Origin of the sequence: Pedobacter borealis DSM 19626, assembly GCF_000708285.2 — a bacterium.
Taxonomy (GTDB): Bacteria; Bacteroidota; Bacteroidia; order Sphingobacteriales; family Sphingobacteriaceae; genus Pedobacter; species Pedobacter borealis.
Genome location: NZ_JAUG01000013.1, coordinates 63,305 through 71,814, shown reverse-complemented (window position 1 = coordinate 71,814; position 8,510 = coordinate 63,305). Strand labels below are relative to the sequence as shown.

The window sequence follows — 8,510 nt, the reverse complement described above, 5'->3', positions numbered from 1 at the left end:
TGACAAAAATGTTAGATAAGTAAAATAATTGTATCAAATTTAAACAGGCTCTTATATATTTTACATCCTTATCACATGCCCGCAATTTTGCTTATCAGGACAGCTGCCCTAAAATATCTTTTGGCAAGGTTAGAGATGAAAACGGAAGAAAAATAATGTCGGTTTCTATACATGTAAACCATGCTTTGATGGATGGTTATAACGTTGCGCAGTTTGTAGATGCCTATCAGGAGCTATTAAACAAAAAAGAGGTTAACGAATATATTTAATTCAAAACTTTAAGGAATTAAACCTAAAGGATATTTAATGTTCGGTTAATATTAGGAATTTATTTTCGGCGATGTTTATAGCTGCTGTTATTATTCCTTTTTATCTTTTGGCTATTGTAGCCATGTGTTATATGGATACCGCTTTTAAGGCCATTATGTTTTTTGTGCTTTTACTTATTGCTACATTTGTACTTTTTCTGTTCATCAATTATCCTATGCAATCGGTTTTTACGGTAATCTGTTTAATGGCCATGTTTGCTTTTAAACCTAAAGATTAATTAAAAAATGAATTATGATTTGCATTCGAGAAAGTATTTGCTATTTTTGCTGCTCAGGCGGGAAGCTTGTTTCAATTACCGAATGATTATTTAATTTTTTTAGGTTATTGAATATTTAAAATTGGGGGATTAGCTCATTTGGCTAGAGCGCTTCGCTGGCAGTGAAGAGGTGATCGGTTCGAATCCGATATTCTCCACCCTTATAAAACCTAATTAGCTATTTATTAGTTAGTTAGGTTTTGTTTTTTGATAAGGGTATCACAATGGGTGTCACTTTTTCAATCTGTAAAGTCAAAAAATTCGATTATATTTGTTTTGTTCCTTTGTCGTTATTGGAATAAAATCTAATGGTGCTGGCTTAATTGTTAGCACCATTTTTTATTTACGGTTTCCCATATTTCAAATCAGAATCATTTTATTCTCTTTGTGATTGTAATTAACTACATTCGATAAAAATTAATCTCTCAATATGTCAAAAATTCTTACCGCAATACTCCTTTTAATCAGCATAGGTTTATTGATCGCAAATTATACAATGATAGCCATCTGGTTTATGTTATTAATAATTGCCTTAGAACTTCAAGAAATATCAAATAAAAAATAATATGAAAAAATCAATTTTAACCCTCTTGGCATTATTGCCGCTATTAAGTTTTGGTCAACGAGGTTACTATAAAGCAATCCTTAGTAAAGTTGAAGTACAAGGAAAAATTACTGCTGACAGTTTAGCAATTAAGTTAGATAGCCTAACTAATCCCAAGAATAATCATTTCGTTTATGCGGATAATAATATTGAGATCAATTGGTATAATTCAACCTCGCAATTTAATTTTGAAATTAGGAATAAACTCAATGAAACAATAAAAATTATTTGGGACGATGCCTCTTACATAGACACAGATGGCTCTTCGAAAAAAGTATTTCATGCAGGCGTTAAATATATTGACAGGAACAATGCTCAGCCCCCTACAACCATTATCAAAGATTCAAAACTTTCAGATTTGATAACACCAACTGAAAATGTCTACTTTTCGAGTGGCTCTTACGGAGGATGGCGAGAATTGCCACTATTTGATTATTCACGAAAGGATGTAGTACATAAATACAACAATAAACACGCAAGGATACTTTTGCCTATATCGATCGGAGGAAATGTACAAGAATATATTTTCACTTTTACTGTAAATTGGATAGAGGAAATTAAGGAAGTCAAAAAAAAGAAAGGATAAGAAAAAAGCCCTTCCAGATTGGGGGGCTCCTTTTTACTCAAATTTTAAAATGCCGTTATCGGGATTAAGCCATTCTTTAATAGGAATACTTCCTTCAAATGAATTTAGCCAGATTTCTTGCTTAATCTTTTGCTTTAACTCTTTTAATTTTTTTTTATCACCGCTTTTTATGGCTGCGGCTATTTGGTTTCTCAAGTCATTTTCCATTGTTCTAATATTTTAATTCTAGTTCTTTATTTATTCAACTAATACCCCGAAGCTCTGCTTCGGTGGTCTCAGCGGAAAGTTTGAAAACGAAGAGTTTTCAAAAAAGGTAGATTTAACACAAAAAGCGTTATTTTCGTTTCATGAGCGATCATATCCACAAGAGCCATAATAAGAGTTTGTTGCTTTATCATTTGGTATGTCCTATTAAGTATCGGCGGAGCGTTTTGTCGAGCTCGGTTGAAGAAAGTTTGGTTATGGTTTGTCAGGATATATCTTCGCGGTATGAAATTCATTTTGTTGAGATTGGTGCCGATGATAACCATGTTCACTTTTTGATACAAAGCGTACCTATGCTATCGATTAAAAGTATTGTTCAATCGGTTAAAAGCCTCACAGCCAAAGAGCTTTTTCGTCTTCATCCCGAAGTTAAGCAACAACTCTGGGGAGGGAATTTTTGGACTGCTGGTTACTATGTTAATACTGTTGGGCAATATGCAAACGAAACTGTTATCATGAAGTATATTCAAAATCAGGGAACCGAACCTACAACTTATAAGATGTTGCATAGAAATCAGCTCAGTTTAGAATTTTAGTTAAGCGATACCCCGATAGCTCTGCTTCGGGGTCATTCATTTCAAAAAACCATTTCACTAAAATATTTGGTAACCATGATTTGTACTGGGATAATGATCCTTTAGCGGGATTTAACCTCAATAGAATTTACGGAACTAAAATCCATATTTACGAAGGTGCAATATTACGGATGACAGTGGGGGAAAGTAAGCTTGATATTTTCTTAACCCACGGCCATCAGGGCGATTTACAGAGTGACGGAAACTGGTTTAGCAAATGGTTTGTGAGTACAATATGGGCACCACTGCAATCATACCTTCAAATTAACCCGAATACACCAGCATACAGCAACCAACTTAAAACAGCACATAACGCATTAATGTACAGCTGGGTAGCTACAAAAAAGAACCTGGCTTTAATTACCGGACATACACATCAGCCGGTTTTCGCATCATTAACACACCTGGAACGGATTTATATAAAACTTAAAGAAGCAAAAAAAGAAAAGAATGCTGATGATCTTACTGTTTTAAATGCAGAGCTTTATAAACTGATAAAAAAAGGAGATAAAACGCCACGTTTTGGCAAATACAAACCGGGTTACTTTAATAGCGGATGTTGTTGTTTTAGTGATGGCGACATGACTGGTATCGAAATCGAAAATGGCTTTATAAGATTAATAAAATGGTCGTACCATAGAAATGCTATTCCTGAAAGAATTTTGCTTGAAGAAATGAAACTTAGCGAATTATTAGATTTAAACTTATTTAATGGGTAGCGTTACGTAAAAAGTTGTACCCAAATCTTTTCCTTCGCTTTCTACCCACAACTTTCCCTTATGTATATCTACTAAGGCATTTGCAGTGATTAGCCCCAAACCATAAGTGTTTTCATGATCTGTAGCCAGAGCCGTTAATGTTGCGAATTTTAAGAAAATTTTATCAAGATCTTCTTCTGTTAAACCCACACCGTTATCTTTTATTGCAATGGTTACTTCATTTTCTGCAGTTTGATGTGATATTTTAATTTCCTTTCCTTTTGGAGAAAACTTAATGGCATTGTCCAGTAATTGACTAAAAACTACCTTGAGTTTATCCGCATCGCCAAAGATTTCTACCGGAGCTTCAATATCGATCAAAAGGGTTTGTTTTTTCTGTTTAAGCGTTAAATCCATATTAAACTTTACTTCGCCGAGCACTTCTTTAAGGTCAACTTTCGCTTTTTGGGGCTTAAATGAGTGCGCTTCTTTCCGTGCAACGCTTAAAATATCGTTCAGATTATCAATCATTCTTTTCGATTGCGCATTAATCTTACCGGCAATTAATGCTGCTTTGTCATCAATCCCAGGAATTCGTCCCAGCAATTCAGATTGAAGTGAAATGGTCGTCATCGGGTTTTTAAGATCATGAATAAGCACATGTAAACGATCATCGTAGGCCCTGAAAGCTTTTCTAGCTGCAATTCTAGACTCCAGTTTTTCCATTACCATACCCGCTAAATGCTTCAGCATTTTTAGCTGCTGCTCTTCGGCTGTTTTAAATTTAGTATCGGCAACGTAAATCAGGCCAATATGATAACCTTCAGGCGAGCTGATTGGCGTAGAGGTAAAAAAAGTAAATGCTTCACTTTTTATAGGTAACCCGATTGATGATCCCACTTGAGCTTTCATAAAAATCTCCCCATCCGTCTGAAAAGCGATGCCTGCGTTCGGAACATCAAATATTTCAGCAGCCAATTGTGCAATCTGATCAAAAGCACTTTCTGCAGGTGTACTTAAAATCTCGTAGTATCTTAATTTTCCTAAACGCAAGGTTTCATCTGATGGAATCATGTTATCTGCTTTTTCGTAATGCATTTAATGTTTAATTACCATTAAGGGTGAATAACTAAAGGTAAAAATTATGTGCAAATACTGTAGATAATATAAACAATTAAGTCGTAAATTTCGTTAATATAAAGTTGGAAGAAATGGTGACGAAGGCTTTAAATTACTACAAAACAGCATAAATAATGAGATTATACATAGAACGTAAACCTGTTAAGGTTAACCCGGATACTAAAAGAGTTATTGCCCGTTTTTTTTTTTAACGGAGAAGAGAGAGCATTAGAAGTAATCAGGAAGGTTTTAGAGTTTTCTGATGAAAAAGTTTTTTCGTTGATATCGCCTATCTTACAGGAATATTCTAAAAGACACCGGAATATTACCAAAATCCTGACCAGGCACTGTAAAAAGTTAAAAAAACAGTTTGCGGTCTTAGGTACCGAATTCGAAGATATTGATGAATACACCAGATTGCTGATCGGTGCTTACTTTACACATGAATATTCAATAGAATCTGCCGCTTTTTTTAATCCCAGTATTGTAGACGATCCCGATCAAACCGATCTTGTAGAAGGCGAAAAACGGGTAATTATCAGTTTTAGGGCTGTCGGAGAAGGTCACATTTCTTCTATTGTTTTCCGCCGAGCTTTAATTGATAAAGACAATAATATCCAGGTTTTACCTGTTGGAAATTATGTTGATGAGGCTGAGGTGGTGAAGAATGCCATTTATGTGAAAAAACTATTCTTAAAAAAAGCAGCCTACGCGCAGATTGATCCTTCGGTATTGGAAGAAATTGAATCAAAACTCGATGATAAATTTGAATATACCAGTTTGAGTAATATCATTAAAGATTCTAAAAGTTTACATAAAGAAAATCCAACACGTTTAATCGAATATGATAAAATACTTTGGTTATCAGATACTTACCATACCATAACTTTTTCAAAAGATACCGATATTTCTGATCGTGTAATTTTTCCTATTTCAGAATTTGAACGTAAAGGGATTGAAGACGCTCGTTTTGTGAAATTTATTAAAGATGATGGCAAAGTATTATATTATGCCACTTATACCGCATTTGATGGGTCATTAATTATTCCCAAACTAGTACAAACCGAAGATTTTTACGAGTTCAAAGTGATTCCACTTTATGGCGATGGTGCACAAAATAAGAATCTGGCATTATTCCCACGAAAAATTAGAGGGAAATACGTGATGATGAGCCGAATAGATGGCTGGAATAACTACCTGATGTTTTCTGATAAAGTAAATGTTTGGGAAAATCCGGTTCTTTTAAAACAACCACGGTACGATTGGGAGCTGGTACAGATCGGCAATTGCGGTTCTCCGATAGAAACAGAAAAAGGATGGATTGTAATTACACATGGGGTGGGGCCAATGCGAAGATATTGTATTGGAGTAAGTTTATTGGATCTTGAAAACCCAAGTATAGAAATAGGCCATTTAAAGGAACCGTTGATTATTCCCAATAATGATGAACGTGAAGGTTATGTGCCCAATGTGGTATACTCCTGTGGATCGATTATCAGTAATGGCGAATTAATTATTCCTTATGGTTTATCTGATTATAGTTCTTCATTTGCAACCGTAAATCTTGAATTGTTGCTGGCCAAATTGCTGGAAAATAATTAAAATAGTTTCGTCCTTTACGCTAGTCGGGATTTGCAATCCCGACCTCTGGTTTTAGGATTTTAAATCCTCGTGGATTGCAAATCCACGGCTAATAAAGTCGAGATTACAAATCTCGACTAGCAAGAACAGCCAAGCCAAATTTAACTTCTAACTACATTTATCTGCCTCCATCAGGGGAGACGACAGTGTTTCATATTCCGCTTCTGCCGCCTTTAATATAGCCAAATGGGAGATGAAATAGGCCAATGTACTCTCAGCACCTTGATTCCTGTTTACACTGTTAAACTGTAGTCCATCTGCACATCCATGTGTTTCAAAATCGTATAAAGGAATATGCAGGCTGTTTCTTCCTAAAAACCACTCATAACTGATATGCATTAAATTTAAATATTTGTCATCTTTGGTTACCTCGAATGTTTTAGCATAGAGTAAAACCATTGCCATCGTTTCTATAGCCTGTTGGTCATAGATAGGATTTTTTCCATGTTTTTTCATCCATCCTGCATTTCCAACCGGATTTAGATATCCATTTTCGAAAGAGAAACTATTCAAAAACTCAATACTCTCCATCGCAATTTTATAGGATGTTGCATTCCCCGTAGCTTCGTAATGATGAAGCAAAGCCAATGGAAGGATTGCATTATCGTAGGTAAGAATATCTTCAAACCAATGCCAATCGCCATCTTTATTGTTTTGATATGATGCCGTTAAGGAATTGGCCAACATATTGATTTCTTTTGTGATCAACTCATCACCAGGGTGTGCACACAGATAATAAGATAGACCAATAATCGTATTGGCTTTTCCACGGAGATATTTTAATTCTTTAAAATGTGGAATAGCATGGAACAATAATTCCCTGCCAAATTCACGATAAGAATTGTTGGGTGCACTGCAGACTAAATAACCCAATGACCAGATGGTACGGCCAAACGAATCTTCTGAGCCTATTTCATCTAAATAATTACGGTTAAAACTTAAGAAATTCCTAAAATTCCCATCATCTGTTTGCATATACTGGATAAAGCTGAGATAAACCGGCATGAATTTTAAAGCTTTAGGGTTCTTATCCCGCTCAATAGCCATTAATGCCATAATCAGCGCTCTGGCATTATCATCAATGCAATAGCCTTCCTTCAAATTTGGAATACCAAAACGGGCATGTTGAATTATTCCGGTATCATCTGTCAGCAATGAAATATGGTTTAAATTAAGTGCTGGCATACCTTCTACATTGATAATAGGAGGAGTAACTCTTTCTGGCTTTTTTCCTGCAGCCAAAGCTTCATCTAATACCTTAAGATAAACACTTCCAATGGCTGGCCAGCGCAGGTTCAATCCATATTCGTAGGCATTTTGCTTCAGTTTCTGGTATTTATCTTTATCGCTTAAAAGTTCGTTTACAATGGTTGCCAGTTGCGCATTATTTTTAAAATCAAATAATTTGCCTCTATTGTCAGCTAAAAGTTCTTGTGCATGCCAATATGGGGTAGAAACTACCGCTGCACCGGCACCAATGGCATATGATAAAGTACCACTGGTAATCTGTGCTTCGTTCAAATAAGGCGTGATGTATAAAGAACAGGCCGTTAAATACTGGTGCAATTCTTCTTCAGAAACAAATTTATTAACAAAAGTTATATTGTTTTCTACGCCTAAATCTTTTGCCAGCGCTTTCAAACTATCGCGATATTCTTCGCCATTATGTTTTACAACGCCAGGATGGGTATTGCCCAGAATGACATATAAAACATCTGGATGTTGAGCGACAATTTCTGGTAGAGCTTTAATTACGGTTTCTAAGCCTTTATTTCTACTAATTAAGCCAAATGTAAAAAGCACTTTTCGATTGGTAAAAAGCTCACTTTGTGCAATTTTGTTATTAGGTATAGGTTCTAGGTCTGGAACACCATGCTCTATTAACTTAATTGAATCTTTTGGAATTTGGTAAATACTGGTCAAAAACATGACTGCTTTTTTGCTCATCACCACTATTTTAGAAGATTTAACTGCAATCTCTTTAATAATGGTCTGCTGCATGAAGTTCGGTTCTTTTAAAACCGTATGCAAAATGGTAATGAATGGCTTTTTTAATCTATTAATTAACGACAATAAGAATACGCCGCTATTGCCACCATATATACCAAATTCATGTTCAATAATACAACTATCTACATCACTGTTATTAATGAAATCTGCAGCATCAATGTAGTCTTTTTGATTTTGCTGACGGATGACAAATTTTACTTCGCTTGGGTAATCGTGTTCATTAACATCATCCGATTCATTTAATGCAACAACAAAGCTTTTGTGTGAATTATAAGCAGGATTTAAACTTAAGGCATTAACCAAATTTTGATTAAATGTAGCTAAACCGCATTCACGAGGAGGATAGGTTGAAATGTAGGCGATTTTCATATGTATTCAAATAGGTTTAATACTTAAATAACATTGTATTATCTAAATAGTTTGTGAT

Annotated in this window: 7 protein-coding genes, 1 tRNA gene and 1 pseudogene; 6 read left to right on the top strand and 3 right to left on the bottom strand. The window is 35.1% G+C overall.

Annotation, left to right across the window (positions count from 1 at the left end):
* Window positions 1-340 precede the first annotated feature (340 nt).
* The 3 genes from AW17_RS05875 (at window position 341) to AW17_RS05865 (ending at window position 1,776) form a co-directional block, all read left to right on the top strand.
* A complete protein-coding gene (locus AW17_RS05875) occupies window positions 341-547 on the top strand; it encodes a hypothetical protein (RefSeq protein WP_029275196.1) in 207 nt (68 codons plus the stop codon).
* Window positions 548-670: 123 nt separating this feature from the next.
* Window positions 671-744, top strand: a tRNA-Ala gene (locus AW17_RS05870).
* A gap of 408 nt (window positions 745-1,152) precedes the next feature.
* Window positions 1,153-1,776: a hypothetical protein gene (locus tag AW17_RS05865; protein ID WP_029275195.1), complete on the top strand. Its 624-nt coding sequence runs from the start codon at window positions 1,153-1,155 to the stop codon at window positions 1,774-1,776.
* A gap of 33 nt (window positions 1,777-1,809) precedes the next feature.
* Here the strand turns inward: AW17_RS05865 and AW17_RS24080 are convergent, their stop codons facing one another.
* Window positions 1,810-1,983 (bottom strand): hypothetical protein, encoded by a 174-nt coding sequence (locus AW17_RS24080; protein WP_157280216.1) that lies wholly within the window; start codon window positions 1,981-1,983, stop codon window positions 1,810-1,812.
* Window positions 1,984-2,123: 140 nt separating this feature from the next.
* On the opposite strand from AW17_RS24080, the gene tnpA reads away from it, so the two are divergent.
* Window positions 2,124-2,576: an IS200/IS605 family transposase gene (gene tnpA / locus AW17_RS05860; RefSeq protein ID WP_029275194.1), complete on the top strand. Its 453-nt coding sequence runs from the start codon at window positions 2,124-2,126 to the stop codon at window positions 2,574-2,576.
* Window positions 2,577-2,656: 80 nt separating this feature from the next.
* A complete protein-coding gene (locus AW17_RS05855) occupies window positions 2,657-3,334 on the top strand; it encodes a hypothetical protein (RefSeq protein ID WP_209444204.1) in 678 nt (225 codons plus the stop codon).
* Here the strand turns inward: AW17_RS05855 and AW17_RS05850 are convergent.
* The gene (locus AW17_RS05850) at window positions 3,320-4,411 is read right to left on the bottom strand and encodes a sensor histidine kinase (RefSeq protein WP_029275192.1); all 1,092 of its coding nucleotides are present in this window, start codon (window positions 4,409-4,411) and stop codon (window positions 3,320-3,322) included. The genes AW17_RS05855 and AW17_RS05850 overlap by 15 nt on opposite strands.
* Before the next feature lie 155 nt (window positions 4,412-4,566).
* Between AW17_RS05850 and AW17_RS05845 the strand changes: the two are divergent.
* Window positions 4,567-6,034 (top strand): annotated as a pseudogene (locus AW17_RS05845) (glycoside hydrolase family 130 protein).
* Window positions 6,035-6,181: 147 nt separating this feature from the next.
* Here AW17_RS05845 and AW17_RS05840 read toward each other — a convergent pair.
* Window positions 6,182-8,452, bottom strand: a complete 2,271-nt coding sequence (locus AW17_RS05840) for a glycosyltransferase (RefSeq protein ID WP_029275191.1) — start codon at window positions 8,450-8,452, stop codon at window positions 6,182-6,184.
* Window positions 8,453-8,510 lie beyond the last annotated feature (58 nt).

Bases quoted from the DNA above. Each gene is read 5' to 3' on its own strand.
- AW17_RS05875 (WP_029275196.1), top strand. From the start codon at position 341: ATGTTTATAGCTGCTGTTATTATTCCTTTTTATCTTTTGGCTATTGTA.
- AW17_RS05865 (WP_029275195.1), top strand. From the start codon at position 1,153: ATGAAAAAATCAATTTTAACCCTCTTGGCATTATTGCCGCTATTAAGT.
- AW17_RS24080 (WP_157280216.1), bottom strand. From the start codon at position 1,983: ATGGAAAATGACTTGAGAAACCAAATAGCCGCAGCCATAAAAAGCGGT.
- tnpA (WP_029275194.1), top strand. From the start codon at position 2,124: ATGAGCGATCATATCCACAAGAGCCATAATAAGAGTTTGTTGCTTTAT.
- AW17_RS05850 (WP_029275192.1), bottom strand. From the start codon at position 4,411: ATGCATTACGAAAAAGCAGATAACATGATTCCATCAGATGAAACCTTG.
- AW17_RS05840 (WP_029275191.1), bottom strand. From the start codon at position 8,452: ATGAAAATCGCCTACATTTCAACCTATCCTCCTCGTGAATGCGGTTTA.